This is a genomic window from Nostoc sp. CCY0012 (assembly GCF_963920855.1).
Lineage (GTDB): Bacteria > Cyanobacteriota > Cyanobacteriia > Cyanobacteriales > Nostocaceae > Cyanocohniella.
Genome location: NZ_CAWUDM010000014.1, coordinates 58490 through 75917 on the forward strand (window position 1 = coordinate 58490; position 17428 = coordinate 75917).

A 17428-nucleotide genomic window follows, 5' to 3' on the forward strand; every position below is an offset into this window, starting at 1 on the left:
TATGTCTAGTTCGTTTGCATACATAAAAACTGAGATTACATATTAATATCAATGACCAATGAGCTAATTGACGAAGGCGGCTTAAGATAGCTTTAATATCAGATAAAATCGGCGTTTATGCTTGTATAAATGAGAGGTGGTTTGATTTTTGCATGATTTGTACTCAAATGAGTACGATTATGAGCAATTGACACGGTATGGGATAATCACAACCTGAGGATTCTATATTGATTCACAAAATCCAGAACTCAGAAAGCTGATTTTAATATATCCTGCTGCCTTCTGACTTCTATATTGCCTACTGATTGTCTACCTTGTAGTTGATGCAGTAGAGCATACGGGGCAATTATGGTTATAGGAAACTAAACCCTTTTGTGCCTCAAACTCAGGTGTACCGATATCCTCGTGCATTGCCTAATCAACAGCCTTGTGGTTGTAACTGTCCGGATTAGATAAACTCAACTGTTAAATTTATTGGGAGTGAAAATGCAAGAACCAGAATTCACAGAAACCAAATCTACAGAGGCCGCAGTGCCAAATATCAACAACCAAACAGGAACTATTACCAAACTCCAGCCTCCTGTGCAGTCTCAAGAGCAATGGCAAAAATACGGTGAACAAATTTCTGGCTTTTTAGCAACACTGCCCGAATATCTGGGAAGCTTCTTTAATCAATATAAACAGCCCCTAGTTAGTGTTGGCTTAATTGTCGCAGCAATTGTTTCGGTTAAGGTACTCTTGGCAATATTAGACGCTTTGAATGATGTTCCTTTAGTCGCACCGACCTTTGAGTTGATTGGTATTGGCTACTCTGCTTGGTTTGTTTACCGCTATTTACTCAAAGCTACAACCCGCCGAGAGTTAACTGACGAAATTACAACCCTCAAATCACAAGTCGTCGGCAAAAACCTTCCAGAAGCTTAATACCTTCACCGAAGAGGCAGAGGGGAAGGGGGGCTGGGAGCAGGGGGAGCAAGCCCTTCCCCTGGAGCTTGCTGTTTGAACCCAGAATCCCCCGTCATTTATGCGGGGGAGTATGTCAATTTAGGGTAGATGTTTTATCAAGTAGCTGTTGACAAAAGCTACTGTTTATGTATTTAAGGCGCCCTTTGGGGCGTCTTCTGTTAGGTAAGTGCGATGTCTTAAGCAACTACTTTGATTCTGAATGCGTTCTTCTCTCAACTCATCTATAAAGGTATTAATATCCAAATTTGCTGGTAATTCTGCTTCTACAACTAAAATCCCATCTTTGCAATAGACGTTTGCTTGATTAAAGTTTAGTTGAGTATTTTCTTCTATCTGTCGCTGACTGAGAGCCGCAATTTTTTCTGTAATGGCTTGTAAGACAAATTCCTCAGTTGATATTCCTTGACTGCTTGCCCATTTTTTAATTTTTTGCTGGAGTTGGGGAGGAAAGTTCATAAAAGTCAAGACAACTTACACTTGAATTGTAAAACCCCATCGCACCTTGATTGATCAAAGACAATATCTAACGACAAGCCGCTACAAGTCTACGCACTTACTCAAGGACTTGTAAAATATAGGCGATCGCATTATCACTGATGAGAGATATCGCCTCACCTATTCTTCACCCCAAGCATTCAAAAATTCCACTTGATTTTGCATCTCTTCTGCTGATTTAGCTGCAATTATCTTTAAAAGGCGGCGCATTTGCTCACCTATAGAATAACCTTGTTGTGCCAAAATGATGCCCGCGTGAGATTCCCCGCTTTCTAGTAATAGTGTGTGTAATCGATAAAAATCTTTAAGATTAAAGGTGTAAATTACCCGTTGATTTGTTAAAGCCCAATTCAGTTGGTCTGGATCATTACGGGATATCATTCCTACTTCTGTAACAGTAACTACATCCACATTACGAACACGTAAAGCTTGCAACAGTCTGTGACTTTCTGCATCCTCATCTAAATACAAACGAATCAAACTCATTGTTGACTCTTGTTTTGACTGTAGTGGAGTGTAGATAAGCGTTCATACTCTGCTTTTTCTTCCGCCAAATCTCTATCAATTTCGTTTTGGTTAGCGTGATAGTAAGTTAATGCTGCATAAATTTGTACTAGCGTTAAATGAGGTTTATCAGCCACAATTTCTTCTGCACTGTAACCTTGCTTGTACAAAGCTGCTATTCGGCGCACAGATGAGCCTGTGCCTGCAATAATGGGACAACCTCCATGCAATTTAGGATCTCTTGTAATTAGCGTACCGATATCAATGCTAGTTACCAAGGTTTTTCTCCTGTAAAATTTCGTCCTGACATGGCCTAAATTAATCTTATCGTACGGATGAATTCAGGCGATATGCCAAAGACAGCAGCGAGGCGATCGCATTTACTCTGGAACTTATTTTGTAGATCCTCTGCGAACTGAGCTGCAATTATCTTAAGAGTAGGGTCATTAACAAAAATTCCCCCTACTCCCTGTTTAAGCTCACTGAGATAATCGCGGGTAATCTTGAGAAGAAATTTTCTCTACCCTGCCTTTTAAAGCCAAAGCTTGATGAACCATGACAGCTACCTCAGCGCGGGTGGCTTCTTGATTAGGAGCCAAAATATTTGATTCTGGATAATTAAAAACAAGGTCATTGGCTGTAGCCACGGCTATTTTGTCAATGGCGTATTGAGGAATTTCTTGAGCATCTTCGTAGATACTTAATACTTGAGATGACTCCTCCGGTTCTGGTAGATTCAAACCACTAACAAGAGCAACTAAAACTTGCACTCTGGGAATCTTTTCTTCTGGTTGAAATGTTTGGTCAGGGTAACCTTTTAAAAAACCAGTACCAACAGCTTGTTCAATCGCTGGTGTTGCCCAGGAGTTAGCTGGTAGGTCTGTGAAAGATATGGTTGTATTAGTCGTAGTTTGGTTAAAAGCCTGTTGCAGAATGGCAGCAAATTCAGCCCGGTTTACAGGTTGATTTGGTCTAAAAGAATCATCTGGAAAGCCCTTAATAATGCCACGAGAAGAAAGAACATCAATAAAACGACCTGCCCAAAAATCAGAGGGGACATCATTAAATGCAACTGGTGGGGGAATAGTTGACTTTTTCTCAGCAGGAGCGACTAAAGGCAACGGTAATGATTTAAGGGATGACTCAAAGCTCCTCCGGAAGAAAGGTATTTGCATACGTGGTGCTTCAGAGGGCGCTAAGGTAGGCAGGGGCCCTAGGGGAAGAGTCGTGTTAGGTTCAACAACGGTTGTATCTGCTGAAGGTGATGAAAATGTACGGAAATTATTATCTGTACTGGGTTCCAACCCAGGTAAGGGAGATGTTGAACCCGGTTGAGGTTCAGTAGTAGGAGATACATTCGGGAATAGCTGAAAATCCCAGCCAGAACCACTGCGAAAAATTGACCAAAACAAAATTCCGCCCAAAGTCAAAAAGGCAACCAGAATGGCGATAAATTCATCAAAGCCAAGGGCAGTTTTTTGAGATGACTCCTGTTCGGAAGGAGGTCGATTTGTCATCGTAAATACCCTGGGGACAGTAAAATTTGTTTCTACTTTACAACAATGAGGGAGATGAGGGGGATGAGGGGGATGAGGGAGAATAATTTTAGTTTTTAGTACGCGTCCAAAGTCTTCCCTCCCACTCCCCACATCACAGCACTCGCAGCAGACTGGGTATACTGTCTATCGCTTCTAAATTACGAATTTCAGCTAGGGCTTGGTGAAAATCACCTTCTCGGACATCGTGGGTGACAACTACAATTTCTGCTAGTCCTCCCTGAAAGCCTGTTTGCACAACTGACTCTAAGCTGACGCCATGATTGCCAAAACAAGTACCTAATTTACCGATGACGCCGGGTTGGTCTTTGGTCAGGAATCGGGCATAAAATCGCGTTACTAGCTCTGTCATTGGGGCAATTTGACAGTAGTCTTGGTGTCCACAGGTTAATAATGGATTGGGGTTGGCTGTACTGGTTTTGAGGACAGCGACTAAATTTAAAATATCCGAGGTTACGGCACTGGCTGTAGCACCCGCACCCGCACCGGGCCCGAAAAACATTACCTGCCCAATGGGTTCTCCTTCTACGAGAATGGCATTGTAAACGCCGTTAATGCTAGCTAATGGATGGGCTTTGGGTACTAAGGTGGGATGAACTCTGACGGAAAGGGAAGAAGAGGGGGAAGAGGGAGTAGATTGTTTAGCGATCGCTAGTAATTTAATCACAAATCCCAATTTTTCGGCGTAGGTAATATCTGTTTTGCTGACTTGCCGAATCCCTTCACAATAAACATCCTGGAGGTTGATGCGGCCATCAAAGCCCAATGAGGCGAGAATGGCAATTTTATCGGCTGCGTCTAAGCCCTCTACGTCCGCGGTAGGGTCAGCTTCGGCGTAACCTAGTCTTTGGGCATCTGCTAAGACATCGCTAAAGTCGCTACCTTCGGTTTGCATCCGTGTGAGGATGTAATTAGTTGTACCGTTAACGATGCCAGTAATAGTATGAATACGGTTAACTCTTAAGGACTGTTTTAAGGGTTGGATCACAGGGATACCACCGCCAACAGCAGCTTCTAGCATGACGTATACGCCGGCTTGGTTGGCAGTTGTGAAAATTTCGGCACCAAACCGAGCGATCGCCGCTTTATTGGCAGTTACGACGTGCTTACCATTTTTTAAGGCTTGGAGAATAAGCGATCGCGCTGGTTCTAGTCCACCCATCACCTCAACGATTATATCCACAGCCGGATCGCTGACGATGGCTTCTAAATCGGTGGTTACTACCTCCGCAGGTAATTCGACTTCACGGATCTTATCAAGCGATCGTACTCCCACCCGATATATTTCTATCTCCTGCAATAATGGGTTACGCCCCACTAAATCTTGTAATAATTGCACCGTACCTGTGCCGACAGTGCCTAATCCTAATATTCCTAGTTTCACACCCACAGATTTTGCACCCTATTTTTTTAATGCTGAGTATCTATAATAATTACCCTGCTAATCACAGCTTTGGGAAAAATCAAGCACTTAGAACTATTTTCTCAGCTATTCCCTATAAAACAATTGTAGGGTGAGCAATGCCCACCCCACTTATTATCCTGATATTAGCCACCTTAGTCGCATGACTAATAACTAACTTAGTAAGTCTCTACGTGCCAACGATGAGCTTTCTTGAGTTCTTTTTGATAATCACTCCAGACTACTCCTTCTTTAGCAGCAGCAGCGGTTAGGGCTTCATCAATGCCACCTTCCATACCACGCAAACCGCAGATGTAGGTGTGAGTTTTTTCGTCTTTAATCAGTTGCCACAGCTCGTCTGCATGTTCTGCCACACGGTCTTGGATATACATTCTGCCACCTTGGGGATTTTTTTGTTCCCGGCTGATGGCATAGGTAAGGCGGAAGTTATCAGGATACTTTTCCTGCATTTCTTCCAGTTCTTCTTTATATAAGATGTTCGGACTTGTGGGAACACCAAATATTAGCCAAGAAAATCCTTTAAATTCATACTCTGGGTTAGCTGCTCTTTCTGCATCTTTGAACATCCGCCACAGATAAGCCCGCATGGGAGCAATACCTGTGCCTGTTGCCATCATGATGACCTTGGCTTCAGGATCATCGGGTAACAACATTTCCTTACCTACTGGGCCAGTGATTTTTACATCTGCCCCAGGTTCGAGCTGAGTCAGGTGAGTAGAACAAACACCATAGACTGTTTCACCTGTTTCTGGGTGCTTGTATTCTAACTGGCGAACGCACAGTGATATTGTCTTATCATCGACATCATCGCCGTGACGAGTTGAGGCGATGGAGTACAGTCTAAGTTTTTCTGGCTTGCCGTTCTTATCTACACCGGGAGGAATAATCCCAATACTTTGGCCTTCAATATACTTTAAATCACTGCCAGTCAAGTCGAACTTAATGTGCTGAACAATCCCAATCCCGCCTTCTTTTACTAACGGTTCATTAGATATGCACTTACCAATAAATGGAGCATTAGGACGGTAAGTGTTGACAGGAACGTCAGCGCCTTTCTTGGCTTTCGCTTGAGTCATGGTGTTGCCTTTTTTGTCCTTCTTCTTATGCTGTTCTTCAGCAGATGGTTTAGCGAAGCCTTTAACTTCACTATTCGCATTCACAGGTGTGGCTTTACCATTTCCCTCACTGTCAGCAGTCTTCTCAGATGTGACTACAGCCTCTTGATGGTTATCAGCACTCTCATGAGCCGCTTTACCATTAAGTTGTTCTAGAACACTTGCAGGATGAATACTAACAATTTTGCCGCCTAGGCGAGTGATCCGTCGCATTTCTTGATTCATGCGGTCGTAAGGCACTCTGATGAACACACTGCCACTTTTACGAATTGGGTAGTTCGTTTTATCAGTTTCTTCGTTCTGACGCAGACCCACCACTTCGTAAACGAAGATGCGGCTACCTGATTCTATGTTGGCAGCACCCTCAACAGCACCTTGATTGTACATTCGTTCTACCACTCCGATTTTTACTTAACCGTTTCTCAAAAAAAACTATTCCCATCACAATCCAGCTTTAGTTTATCGAATTTTGGCTACCAAAACTGGCGCTTTGGGAAAGCGGCACCATAAATTAATGCCGTGCTAGGTACACTCACCAAAGACATGCAAGCATAGCAAAAAACACACCTGTTCACCTTCTAAGGTAAGGGATATGTCTTTGGGAGAATGTTAATAATGAGTCAATTTAATCTTTTTTTCGTGAATTACTATTCCTAAATTCAGGAGATAGTTTTCAACTACCCAAAGGGCAAGATGCAATGACATATAGCATAAGAAGGCAACTCTGATTAGCAGAAGCCACAGCTCATTTTGCCTCTCATGTGCTTACCTTTTGTGCATTTTCCCGTTAACCGTAGGCGGCATGACGGCAGATTTTACCTTCAGGTAAGAAGTTCGCGCTTCACAGGCTGTCCATTGACCTAGCATCTATGCAAAGCCAGGAGGTTACCCATCCCGGTTTGTCAAATAAGCAAAGGTTTGGCAAAACCAAATTTATCTGGTTCTATACAACCGATGACGCAAGTAATATAAGCAACTATAATCAGTTTCACTTGATGTGAAACATCTGTCAACCTCTATCAGTAGCTTACTAAATTTGAGTATTTTCCCAAAAATATCCTCTCATACTCTAAATCCCTGAGAATTGACTAACCAACTCATTCTTTAGATAGATTCTGACTTGAAAGGTGTAGAGAATTGTCAGAGTGAAAATTAAAATTTGCCTAGTTGGAAAAATTTGCTCCCAAAGTAAATTATACTTATAAACTTGCTGAATAAAGCGCAAAAGTAAGTATACGACGTTGACACAACATTTTGCGGTGGTAGTGAGATGGCTATTAAAACCAATTACTAAACCATTAGGATGATTGTTGAAGCAATGGATTCTTCTTGACAGTAAACCTTGTTACAGAATACCCCCTTCTGTTAAAATCTAATATACCACTAGGATTAAATACTTACCAGCAGTGAATTAAGGTTCAGTAAGACGAGTAACAACATAATTAGTTGTTTGTTTCCCGTCTAAATATTCCATATACCTGCTGAGTAGCAAGAATGCAGGATAAACCAATGGGGTAAACTCCTGGCTTGAAAATCTGCTGTGTGAAAAAATATTGATTGACACATTTAGTATTTAGAGGAGATTTATGACAAATAAGCCGGAACGCGTGGTATTGATTGGAGTAGCCGGAGACTCCGGGTGCGGTAAATCTACGTTTTTGCGTCGTTTAATAGATTTATTTGGTGAAGAATTTATGACTGTCATCTGCTTAGATGACTATCATTCCCTAGATCGCAAACAGCGCAAAGAAACAGGGATAACTGCACTTGACCCCAGGGCAAACAATTTTGACCTGATGTATGAGCAAATTAAAGCGCTGAAAGAAGGTCAAGCAATTGATAAGCCGATTTACAACCACGAAACCGGCATGATTGACCCACCAGAACGCATCGAGCCGAATCACATTGTTGTGGTTGAAGGTCTACATCCTTTATATGATGAACGGGTGCGATCGCTGCTCGACTTCAGCGTTTATTTTGACATCAGCGATGAAGTGAAAATTGCCTGGAAAATCCAGCGAGATATGGCAGAAAGAGGACATCGCTATGAAGATGTTTTAGCTCAAATCAATTCTCGTAAACCAGACTTTGAAAAATTCATCGAACCACAAAGAGAATTTGCTGATGTGGTTCTCCAGGTACTACCCACAAACCTGATCAAAAACGATACAGAGCGTAAAGTACTGCGGGTACGGATGCTCCAACGTGAAGGTAAGGAAGGCTTTGAGCCTTGCTACTTGTTTGATGAAGGTTCAACAATTAACTGGACTCCTTGCGGACGTAAGCTGACTTGTTCCTATCCTGGTATGCAAGTGTACTATGGTTCAGATGTTTACTACGGTCGCTACGTCTCAGTATTAGAAGTAGACGGTCAATTCGACAACCTGGAAGAAGTTATTTATATCGAAACCCATCTTAGCAAGACATCCACCAAATACGATGGTGAAATGACTCACTTGCTACTTCAACACCGTGAGTACCCAGGTTCCAACAACGGAACTGGTTTGTTCCAAGTGCTGACAGGCTTGAAAATGCGCGCCGCTTACGAACGGTTGACAGCAAAGGAAGCAAAACTAGCGGTTCAAGTTTAAAGCAGCAGTATTTGTGTCAAAGCTTTGGGGGTGCTTCCGGGTGACCCCCTTTTTCATTTTGGAAATAATATTTTATTTTACAGTTTAAATTTTCTGACAAAATACCGAATCTAAATTAGTAATTTTTCGCAAACAAATCAAATACTAACTACTGAGTGTGTCAATATTGTTATGATTTCAGAAATTAGTAGCTGAACTAAAATATCTCAAATTTAGCCAGCGACAATTATTTTGAAGGAGGAATACTCTTTGTCTCGTCGCTATTTATTTACCTCCGAGTCTGTTACCGAAGGTCATCCAGATAAAATTTGCGATCAGATTTCTGATACGATTTTGGATGCCTTACTGACGGAAGATCCTACCAGTCGTGTAGCCGCTGAAGTAGTAGTTAATACTGGCTTAGTATTAATAACTGGTGAAATTACTAGCAAGGCTAACGTCAACTACGTCAACCTGGCTCGTCAGAAAATAGCTGAAATTGGCTATTTAGATGCTGTAAATGGTTTTTCTGCCAGCAGCACCAGCGTTCTGGTAGCTTTAGACGAACAATCACCCGATATAGCCCAAGGTGTTAACACCGCCCATGAAACACGCCAACAAAATAGTGATGAACTATTTGATACCATTGGCGCGGGTGATCAAGGTATCATGTTTGGCTTCGCTTGTAACGAAACACCAGAACTGATGCCTTTACCTATCAGTTTGGCGCATCGTATTGCTCGCCGACTAGCAGTAGTACGCAAAACAGGTAAATTACCCTACCTGCGCCCCGATGGGAAAACACAAGTTACAGTGGCTTACGAAAACGGGTATCCAGTAGGTATTGATACGATTCTGATTTCCACGCAGCACACAGAAGCTATCGGGGAAATAACAGATGAAGTAGCAATTCAAGCCAAGATTAAACAAGACCTGTGGTCAGTGGTGGTGGAACCGATTTTCGGTGACATTGACATTAAGCCAGATCAAAAAACACGCTTTTTAGTCAACCCCACTGGCAAATTTGTCATTGGTGGCCCCCAAGGTGACTCTGGTCTGACAGGACGGAAAATTATTGTGGATACCTACGGTGGTTATTCCCGACATGGTGGTGGCGCTTTTTCGGGTAAAGACCCCACAAAGGTAGACCGTTCTGCGGCTTATGCTGCTCGTTATGTGGCCAAGAACATTGTGGCCGCTGGCCTAGCAGAAAAATGTGAAGTGCAGTTAAGTTATGCCATTGGTGTAGCACGACCGGTGAGCATTTTTCTGGATACCTTTGGTACGGGCAAAGTGGATGATGAAATCTTGCTGGGATTAGTCAAACAAAACTTTGAACTACGACCGGCTGGGATTATTCATGTCTTCAATTTACGTAACTTACCCAGTGAACGAGGCGGACGTTTTTATCAGGACATCGCGGCTTACGGTCATTTGGGGCGGAACGATTTAGATTTGCCTTGGGAACGTACCGATAAGGCGGAATTGTTGCAGCAACTTGTAACTCAACAGTTATCGGCAGCGATCGCCTAGTAAAAAGTTAGGGTTTAGGGAGCAAGACTTTGGGCTAGTACCACAATCTTGCTTCCTCATCTTTTTTTTAAGTACCCACGTTAACTATTTCTCAACCAGGACAGATACTCAATGAAATTATTTGAGTATCTGTTCACTTTATGGTAAGATATGCTGTGATTTATTGCTTCTATTAGGATATAGTTGATTTGTAGTTCCGACGGAAACAATAAATAGAAATTTTTGTATGAGAACTATGTATAGATTCCCCAGGATTAGAGTTAAGATAGGGTAGCTTGTCAATCAATGGTCAGGATATCATCACAATTGACCGAGCGTCAAGAATAGTGGTGAAAAGAAAACAGCCATCACCGCCGACAAAGATATTTACTAACCAGGGGTTTTTGCTTTCACTAGGTATCTGTGTAAACATTCATATCAAAATTTATTCAAGATTAATGTACTCAGGAAAATTATCTAGTAAGCAAATTTGTGAGATTTTTATAAAAGAAGATAATGTTAATCATTAATCAATTTGATCGTACCAACAAAAATGATGCGGTCATATTTGCAGGAGGGTAAGGAGGTTTGGGGGATGCAAACTCAAAAGCCAATCCCTTTTGACAGCAGTTTAGAAAGTAAAAACGTGCCAGCCGAAGAGTCTTCGATAGACGAACTCCCGACTATTGAATTTCCCACGCGAGGGAAACTCAAAGCCAGTTCCTGGCGCATACATCAGAAAATTGGCTACGGATATTTTGTGGCAATTGGAATTGGCTTTTTTGGTTCATTAACTGGGTTAGTAATCGCTAATTACTACCGAGGAAGAGAAATTAGGCAATTCAATCAAGCCCAAGAGCAAAGACAACTCCTCACAAATTATAAAGATGCAGTATTAGGGGCGCAATTGCATAGCTCCAATTTAGTTGCAGTTTTGGACAATTCACAACAACTGCTAAATAAAAAAAATCAATTTCTCCAGAATGTAGAAACAGCAAAACGATTGGAGCAAGATATTGCTAAATTTGTCACCAGGAATCCTCGTGGATTAGCAGTACCTGGTGATAATTTACAGGCTTTATTACGAGAATATAAAACAAGCTTAGAATCTTACGTTAAGCAAATAGAGGATATTCTACAAGAAAATGACTCTGAGGAAGAGCAGGTAGCGATCGCCCGCGATGAGTTGCTGGAAATTATGCGTGGTGGAACTGCCATGCAGCTAGATAGTTTAAGGTCTAGATTGAACAATATTCTACAAACTGCCGAAGGGGAAGAAGAAAAAAGACAACAAGATGTAGAACAGGCCAAGCAAGTTGAAAGACTGATTGTCATGATGAGTATGCTGGTGTCAGTGGCCATTGCAGCCATTGTCGCCTGGCGTACTAGTCGAGCGATCGCCGAACCAGTAATCATTGTTACCCAAGTAGCTGAACAAGTAGCCAGAAAATCTAATTTTGATTTACGCGCTCCTGTAACTACGGAAGATGAAATTGGCTTATTAGCCAAATCGCTCAACCGTCTGATTGAACGAGTTTCTGAACGGACTAAAGAACTAGAACAAGCTAAAGAATTAGCAGAAGCTGCTAGCAAGGCAAAAAGTATATTTCTAGCAAATGTTAGTCACGAGTTACGCACACCATTAAATGCAGTTATTGGCTTAAGTCAACTGCTTCAAGATGACGCTACTGATTTAAACTTATCAGGAGACTTCATCGCTGACCTGGAAACAATCAACTCGGCCGGTAGACATCTGCTAGACCTGATTAACGACATCCTTGATTTGTCCAAAATTGAAGCCGGAAAAATGACTCTCTACCCAGAGACGTTTCAAATCACCACCTTAATTAATAACGTTGTACATACAGTCAAATCCGCTATAGACAAGAATGGCAATATTCTGGAAGTTTCTTGTGATGAGCATTTGGGTACAATGTACGCAGATCAAACTCGGATGCGGCAAGTGTTATTAAACTTACTCAGCAATGCCGCCAAGTTTACCACCAATGGCAAAGTCAGCCTAACAATTCAGAGCGAAAAGACAGACATATTCCCAGATGCTCCTTTAGGTGTGATTAGCTTCACCGTGGCCGATACTGGTATTGGCATGTCTATTAGTCAACAGAAACAGTTATTTCAACCATTTACACAAGGGGATACATCAACAACAAAAAGATATGGCGGTACGGGATTGGGGTTAGCAATTAGCCGCCACATTTGCCATATGATGGGTGGTGAAATTATGGTTAGAAGTCAGCTTGGGGTTGGGTCTACTTTCACTGTTCACCTACCATTGACTGTGCAAGATTGATAGAGAATGTGGACACGACTAATACCTAGAAGTTTTTGATTAATCTAGAATTGTAGTTGGTAATTACGATACTCTCAGAAGAAGCGGTTCTTTGCTCAGTCGCCCTGATTACCCATGACAACCACCATTGATTTCCTCAGCCACCTTAACCCCAGCCAACGACAAGCCGTCGAACATTACTGCGGCCCATTGTTAGTTGTTGCTGGTGCAGGTTCCGGTAAAACACGCGCGCTGACTTATCGCATTGCTAATCTGATTCTCCAACATCGTGTCCATCCAGAAAATATCCTGGCGGTGACCTTCACGAATAAAGCCGCACGGGAAATGAAAGAACGGATTCAAAAAATATTTGCGGAACAATTGGCCATGAAACAACATGGTCAACGGTTTGATTTATTAACACAATACCAACAAACACAATTGCGATCGCAGGTCTATAAAAACACCATTAAAGACTTGTGGTGTGGGACTTTTCACAGTTTATTGTCTCGGATACTCAGGTTTGATATTGAAAAATACCAAGATGAAAAAGGACGGCGTTGGAATCGCAATTTTTCTATCTTTGATGAATCCGATGTTCAAAGTCTGATGAAAGATATCGTCACCAAACAGTTAAATTTAGACGATAAAAAATTTGATGCCCGTTCTGTCCGCTACGCTATCAGTAACGCCAAAAACCAAGGCTTATCGCCTCAAGACTTCGAGCGCGAACAACCAAATTATCGGGGACGGGTGATAGCTAATGTCTATGATACTTATCAAGCTAGGTTAGCTGAAAATAATGCTCTCGATTTTGATGATTTGATTTTAGTTCCTACAAGATTATTTCAGCAAAACGAGCAAGTATTAGGTTACTGGCATCGTAAATTTGGGCATATTCTTGTAGATGAATATCAAGATACCAACCGCACACAGTATGACTTGATTCGTCTATTGGTGACGAATGGAGAAAACGAAAAGAGTGCGTGGGAATGGCGCAATCGCTCGGTTTTCGTTGTGGGTGACGCTGACCAGTCTATTTACAGCTTTAGAATGGCAGATTTCACGATTTTGCTGGAATTTCAGCAAGACTTTGGCGATGGTTTGCCAGATGAAGATACCCGGTCAATGGTGAAGTTAGAAGAAAATTATCGCTCTTGTGAAAATATTCTCCAAGCAGCCAATGAATTAATTGAAAATAACACCCAAAGAATTGATAAAGTCCTCAAAGCCACACGGGGAGAGGGTGAGCAGATTTATTGTCACAAAGCCGATGATGAATTAGACGAAGCAGATTTTGTCATTCGGCAAATTCAGACCCTAGAACACCAAAACCCCGAGTTAGATTGGGGAAGTTTTGCCATTCTCTATCGTACCAACGCTCAATCACGTCCCTTTGAAGAACTGTTGGTGAGGAATCAAATTCCTTACACAGTGGTGGGAGGAATGAAATTTTACGATCGCAAAGAAATTAAAGATGTTGTAGCTTATTTAAGAGCGATCGCTAATCCCTCGGATACAGTCAGTATATTACGAGTGATTAACACTCCCCGGCGAGGAATTGGTAAAGCTACCATTGACAACTTAGTGAACGCCTCCCAGCAATTAGGTACAAATTTGTGGGAAATTATTAGCGATGAAACCTCAGTCAATACATTAGCTGGACGTTCCGCTAAGGCTGTAAATAACTTTGCAGCCATGATTCGCAACTGTCAACAACAAGTAGCAACAGTTCCAGTTTCCGAGTTGCTGACGGGACTTTTAGAAGAGTCTGGTTACATTAAAGACTTGCAAAACCAAGGCACAGATGAAGCCGAAGACCGCATCCAAAACGTCCAAGAACTTTACAACGCCACACTACAATTCCAAGAAGAGAACGAAAACGAAGATGTATCTCTTCCCGCCTTTTTGCAAAGTGCCGCCCTCAGTTCTGATTTAGATAACCTCAAGGAAGGGCAAACAGCAGTATCTTTGATGACATTGCATTCTTCCAAAGGGTTAGAATTTCCCGTGGTGTTTTTGGTGGGGTTAGAACAGGGACTATTCCCCAATTACCGTTCCATGAACGACCCAGCATCATTGGAAGAAGAACGCCGATTGTGTTATGTCGGCATTACTCGCGCCCAAGAACGGTTATATTTATCATATGCCCGTGAACGTCGCTTGTATGGTTCTCGAGAACCCGCCATGCGATCGCAGTTTCTTGATGAATTGCCAGAAGAACTATTAGCTACTCGAAATAAAGGACGACATACACAGACCAAAACTGCTGCTAAAGCTGGTGGTAAGCCCTATACACCCTCTAATTGGCAAGTAGGCGATCGCGTCTTACATAAAACTTTTGGTATTGGTGAAATTACGCACGTATTCGGTGAAGCGAATAAAGTGTCTGTGGCAATTAAATTTGCCAGTTTGGGGCAAAAAATTGTTGACCCCAGGATAGCGCAGTTGCAAAAAGTGGAGTAATATTTTTGTTTTCTATAAAAATAAACGAGTGAAAAATGAAGCTCAACCTCGTCCATCGTGAAAAGTGGAGTTTTTGTCATTGCGACGCTAGGAAGCAATCTCATAATCTTGACTACAAACTACAGTTCTCAATGTAGACAAGGTTTATTTTTTCAAAGTGTTCAACAGTGGGAAATGGCTCATAAAAATGATGTAGCAATTTTTTCCACTCTTGATACTCACTAGAGCCTCTAAATTCTACAGTATGAGCTGCTAAACTGTCCCATTTGACAAGTAACAAATATTTACCTTGAACTTCTATACATTTATGAAGTTCATGAGATAAGTATCCCTTCATTGACGAAATAATACTAGATGCTTTTTTGAAAGCCGATTCAAAATCATCTTCCAGTCCGGGTTTGATATTCAGCATTACTGCTTCTAAAATCATTAACTTTTCCTGAGTCCAATTGATGTGATTTACTACATAGCATTTCCTAGGCAACTGAAGTACACACGAACCTTTTATATCAAAACAAGCAGCTTTAAAAACGTACCTCACTAGATTGAGAAACACTATAATGCGTTCTTTAACCTCTTAAAAAATTAAAAATAATTCTTCAGTAAATAGATAATTGCAGTAGAAAACGGCGTATATTGTCCATTGCCATCAGGTTTGTCGTAACCTTGAGCTAGCTGCTGTATTTCTACATCAGTTAAAGCATCAATATCTAGTAATACACCATCAATTGCCGCCTTTCGCATTTTTTGCAGCTTGTTAATATTAAGTGCAAGCTTCTCAATTGTTGTTTCAGCAGCAGCTGTTTGATAGGAGTCATCTGTTGGCAAAATTTCGCCAGAAGCAGGGTATTGAAAAAAATCTGCACAATTTATTTCCAGAGGCGAAACCATTAAAAGCGTATCATACCAATATTTTTTCTTATGACCACAATGTACTGGAACTAGAGGAGGTTCTTCACTTTCTCCTTGACATGAAGCAATTAAATTTCTGTACTCTAGTGCCAAATGTGGATAGTTAGTGCGAGGTTGGAGATGTTCTATGTGGCTAGTTGTTCTAGTGATACGCATTCCACAATAGCAACAGATATAACCCTGTTCTTTTAGCAAAGCATCATGCAGAATAGGTTTTTCTGGTGCTTGAAAATTATCCCAACGTGGTTTCCAATGATCATTTTCTAAAGCTTTCCAACTAGAAAACTCTGTTGGCTCGTGGCTTTTGCTAATGTACTTCATCGATTAAGAATTTCCTTGCGCCGGATGAGTACATCTGCCTTGACAAATTCTGGTTCATCTGCACCAATATCATTAACCAACTGTTGACGTAATTGTTTAGCACCTTCTAAATTACCAGAATCAATTAATCTAAAAAGTTCTAAAAGCCTTTCTTTAATGTCTTGTGGACGTTCAGGAACATCCATCAGGTCTTCTAAGATACTATTACTATCTTTACCAAAAGAACTTTCTGGACGTTTGGCAATAACACCATTATCTGTTTTTTCTAAAATATAAATTCCTTCAGGTTTAACATGGCTAATTACCTGAGGTGAATGTGTAGTTACAATAAATTGACAATTAGGAAATGTTCGTGTCAAAGCTGGAATGATTTCTCGTTGCCATTTTGGGTGTAGGTGTAGTTCAATTTCGTCAATTAACACCACTCCACTACCTTGCAATGGATCTTCTAAACCTGGGTTAGCAATTGCTAAACGCCTTGCTAAATCTCCTACCATTGCTAGCAAGCACTTCTCACCATCAGATAATTGATTAACTATCAGTTCTTCACCTTGCTTAATTACAGTCATTCTTAAGGGAGAACGCCGTACACGTAAGTTAGAAAAACTGGGTATCAATAAAGATATGGCTTGTCTGACTGCTTCTAATTGTATATCTTGATAATCACGGTTATCTCTTAGCAACTCACTTTCTAAATCTTCTCGATTTCTAAACCATTGAAAAAAGCTAGAAAAATCATTTCTATTACCTATGAGTGCTTTCTCGTAAGCATCTATTTGTTTAAACTGAGTTTTTTTAGGAATTTCTAGACTAATATCAATAACGGCACGATTTACAGAATAATATACTACTAATGGTAGATTATATTCAGGCTCATTTTGCCAATGTCGCCAAATTGCATTAGCAGCCGCTTTAATCCTTTTATGACCTGAATCTTGAGATACTCCATTATAAATTCGGGATATTTCCCAATCTTCTTCTACACCTCTTAATGAAGCCGTAATATTTAGTTTTGTGAATGAATGTTTATTAGAAATATCTTGTTCACTGAATGCTCTTAGTTTTTCTGTTGGAGAAACACCTCCAATCCATTCCAGAAAACGAGAAAGTAAGAGGGATATTGCATCCAGAATACTCGATTTACCTACACCGTTAATACCAATCAGTACAGTTGGTTCATTTTCATCAAATTCCAATGTCAAATCGCCAATCCCTCGGAATGATTGCATTTTTAGGCGCTTGACTTTCATAGTTTTAACTCAACTGAATGCAATGTATTTGGTGGGCAGATGCCCACC

Annotated in this window: 14 protein-coding genes; 5 read left to right on the top strand and 9 right to left on the bottom strand. The window is 41.2% G+C overall.

Annotation, left to right across the window (positions count from 1 at the left end; all coding sequences use genetic code 11):
- The first annotated feature begins 486 nt into the window (after positions 1-486).
- On the top strand, positions 487-924 hold the full coding sequence (locus ACM0OS_RS05780) for a CAAD domain-containing protein (protein WP_414542212.1): 438 nt from the start codon (positions 487-489) through the stop codon (positions 922-924).
- Between the two features lie 165 nt (positions 925-1089).
- On the opposite strand, the gene ACM0OS_RS05785 is transcribed toward ACM0OS_RS05780, so the two are convergent.
- The 6 genes from ACM0OS_RS05785 to petH all read right to left on the bottom strand — a co-directional run bounded on the left by ACM0OS_RS05785 (position 1090) and on the right by petH (position 6446).
- The gene (locus ACM0OS_RS05785; protein WP_414542213.1) at positions 1090-1422 is read right to left on the bottom strand and encodes a hypothetical protein; all 333 of its coding nucleotides are present in this window, start codon (positions 1420-1422) and stop codon (positions 1090-1092) included.
- 159 nt (positions 1423-1581) lie between these two features.
- Complete coding sequence (locus tag ACM0OS_RS05790) at positions 1582-1947, bottom strand: DUF5615 family PIN-like protein (RefSeq protein ID WP_414542214.1); 366 nt, start codon at positions 1945-1947, stop codon at positions 1582-1584.
- Positions 1944-2243: a DUF433 domain-containing protein gene (locus ACM0OS_RS05795; protein WP_414542215.1), complete on the bottom strand. Its 300-nt coding sequence runs from the start codon at positions 2241-2243 to the stop codon at positions 1944-1946. The genes ACM0OS_RS05790 and ACM0OS_RS05795 overlap by 4 nt, the downstream gene beginning before the upstream one ends.
- Before the next feature lie 201 nt (positions 2244-2444).
- A complete protein-coding gene (locus ACM0OS_RS05800) occupies positions 2445-3482 on the bottom strand; it encodes an S-layer homology domain-containing protein (protein WP_414542216.1) in 1038 nt (345 codons plus the stop codon).
- 133 nt (positions 3483-3615) lie between these two features.
- Positions 3616-4911: a homoserine dehydrogenase gene (locus ACM0OS_RS05805; RefSeq protein ID WP_414542217.1), complete on the bottom strand. Its 1296-nt coding sequence runs from the start codon at positions 4909-4911 to the stop codon at positions 3616-3618.
- Positions 4912-5102: 191 nt separating this feature from the next.
- Entirely contained in the window at positions 5103-6446 is a 1344-nt protein-coding gene (gene petH / locus ACM0OS_RS05810) for a ferredoxin--NADP reductase (protein WP_414542239.1), read from the bottom strand.
- 1199 nt (positions 6447-7645) lie between these two features.
- On the opposite strand from petH, the gene ACM0OS_RS05815 reads away from it, so the two are divergent.
- The 4 genes from ACM0OS_RS05815 (at position 7646) to pcrA (ending at position 14897) form a co-directional block, all read left to right on the top strand.
- Positions 7646-8650 (top strand): phosphoribulokinase, encoded by a 1005-nt coding sequence (locus tag ACM0OS_RS05815; RefSeq protein ID WP_414542218.1) that lies wholly within the window; start codon positions 7646-7648, stop codon positions 8648-8650.
- A 249-nt stretch (positions 8651-8899) separates the two neighbouring features.
- Complete coding sequence (gene metK, locus ACM0OS_RS05820) at positions 8900-10162, top strand: methionine adenosyltransferase (RefSeq protein WP_414542219.1); 1263 nt, start codon at positions 8900-8902, stop codon at positions 10160-10162.
- 574 nt (positions 10163-10736) lie between these two features.
- Positions 10737-12452, top strand: coding sequence for an ATP-binding protein (locus ACM0OS_RS05825; protein WP_414542220.1), 1716 nt, complete (start codon positions 10737-10739; stop codon positions 12450-12452).
- 114 nt (positions 12453-12566) lie between these two features.
- The gene (pcrA, locus tag ACM0OS_RS05830) at positions 12567-14897 is read left to right on the top strand and encodes a DNA helicase PcrA (protein WP_414542221.1); all 2331 of its coding nucleotides are present in this window, start codon (positions 12567-12569) and stop codon (positions 14895-14897) included.
- Positions 14898-15009: 112 nt separating this feature from the next.
- Here the strand turns inward: pcrA and ACM0OS_RS05835 are convergent, their stop codons facing one another.
- The 3 genes from ACM0OS_RS05835 to ACM0OS_RS05845 all read right to left on the bottom strand — a co-directional run bounded on the left by ACM0OS_RS05835 (position 15010) and on the right by ACM0OS_RS05845 (position 17380).
- Entirely contained in the window at positions 15010-15327 is a 318-nt protein-coding gene (locus ACM0OS_RS05835) for an antibiotic biosynthesis monooxygenase family protein (RefSeq protein WP_414542222.1), read from the bottom strand.
- A 155-nt stretch (positions 15328-15482) separates the two neighbouring features.
- Positions 15483-16130 (bottom strand): retron system putative HNH endonuclease, encoded by a 648-nt coding sequence (locus tag ACM0OS_RS05840; RefSeq protein ID WP_414542223.1) that lies wholly within the window; start codon positions 16128-16130, stop codon positions 15483-15485.
- On the bottom strand, positions 16127-17380 hold the full coding sequence (locus tag ACM0OS_RS05845; RefSeq protein ID WP_414542224.1) for an AAA family ATPase: 1254 nt from the start codon (positions 17378-17380) through the stop codon (positions 16127-16129). The genes ACM0OS_RS05840 and ACM0OS_RS05845 overlap by 4 nt, the downstream gene beginning before the upstream one ends.
- Between the last annotated feature and the right edge of the window lie 48 nt (positions 17381-17428).

What these genes read in the sequence shown, in the direction of transcription:
- ACM0OS_RS05785 (WP_414542213.1), bottom strand. Translation starts at nt 1,422, where the DNA reads ATGAACTTTCCTCCCCAACTCCAGCAAAAAATTAAAAAATGGGCAAGC.
- ACM0OS_RS05800 (WP_414542216.1), bottom strand. Translation starts at nt 3,482, where the DNA reads ATGACAAATCGACCTCCTTCCGAACAGGAGTCATCTCAAAAAACTGCC.
- ACM0OS_RS05840 (WP_414542223.1), bottom strand. Translation starts at nt 16,130, where the DNA reads ATGAAGTACATTAGCAAAAGCCACGAGCCAACAGAGTTTTCTAGTTGG.
- ACM0OS_RS05835 (WP_414542222.1), bottom strand. Translation starts at nt 15,327, where the DNA reads ATGATTTTAGAAGCAGTAATGCTGAATATCAAACCCGGACTGGAAGAT.
- petH (WP_414542239.1), bottom strand. Translation starts at nt 6,446, where the DNA reads ATGTACAATCAAGGTGCTGTTGAGGGTGCTGCCAACATAGAATCAGGT.
- ACM0OS_RS05845 (WP_414542224.1), bottom strand. Translation starts at nt 17,380, where the DNA reads ATGAAAGTCAAGCGCCTAAAAATGCAATCATTCCGAGGGATTGGCGAT.
- pcrA (WP_414542221.1), top strand. Translation starts at nt 12,567, where the DNA reads ATGACAACCACCATTGATTTCCTCAGCCACCTTAACCCCAGCCAACGA.
- ACM0OS_RS05825 (WP_414542220.1), top strand. Translation starts at nt 10,737, where the DNA reads ATGCAAACTCAAAAGCCAATCCCTTTTGACAGCAGTTTAGAAAGTAAA.
- ACM0OS_RS05780 (WP_414542212.1), top strand. Translation starts at nt 487, where the DNA reads ATGCAAGAACCAGAATTCACAGAAACCAAATCTACAGAGGCCGCAGTG.
- ACM0OS_RS05790 (WP_414542214.1), bottom strand. Translation starts at nt 1,947, where the DNA reads ATGAGTTTGATTCGTTTGTATTTAGATGAGGATGCAGAAAGTCACAGA.
- ACM0OS_RS05815 (WP_414542218.1), top strand. Translation starts at nt 7,646, where the DNA reads ATGACAAATAAGCCGGAACGCGTGGTATTGATTGGAGTAGCCGGAGAC.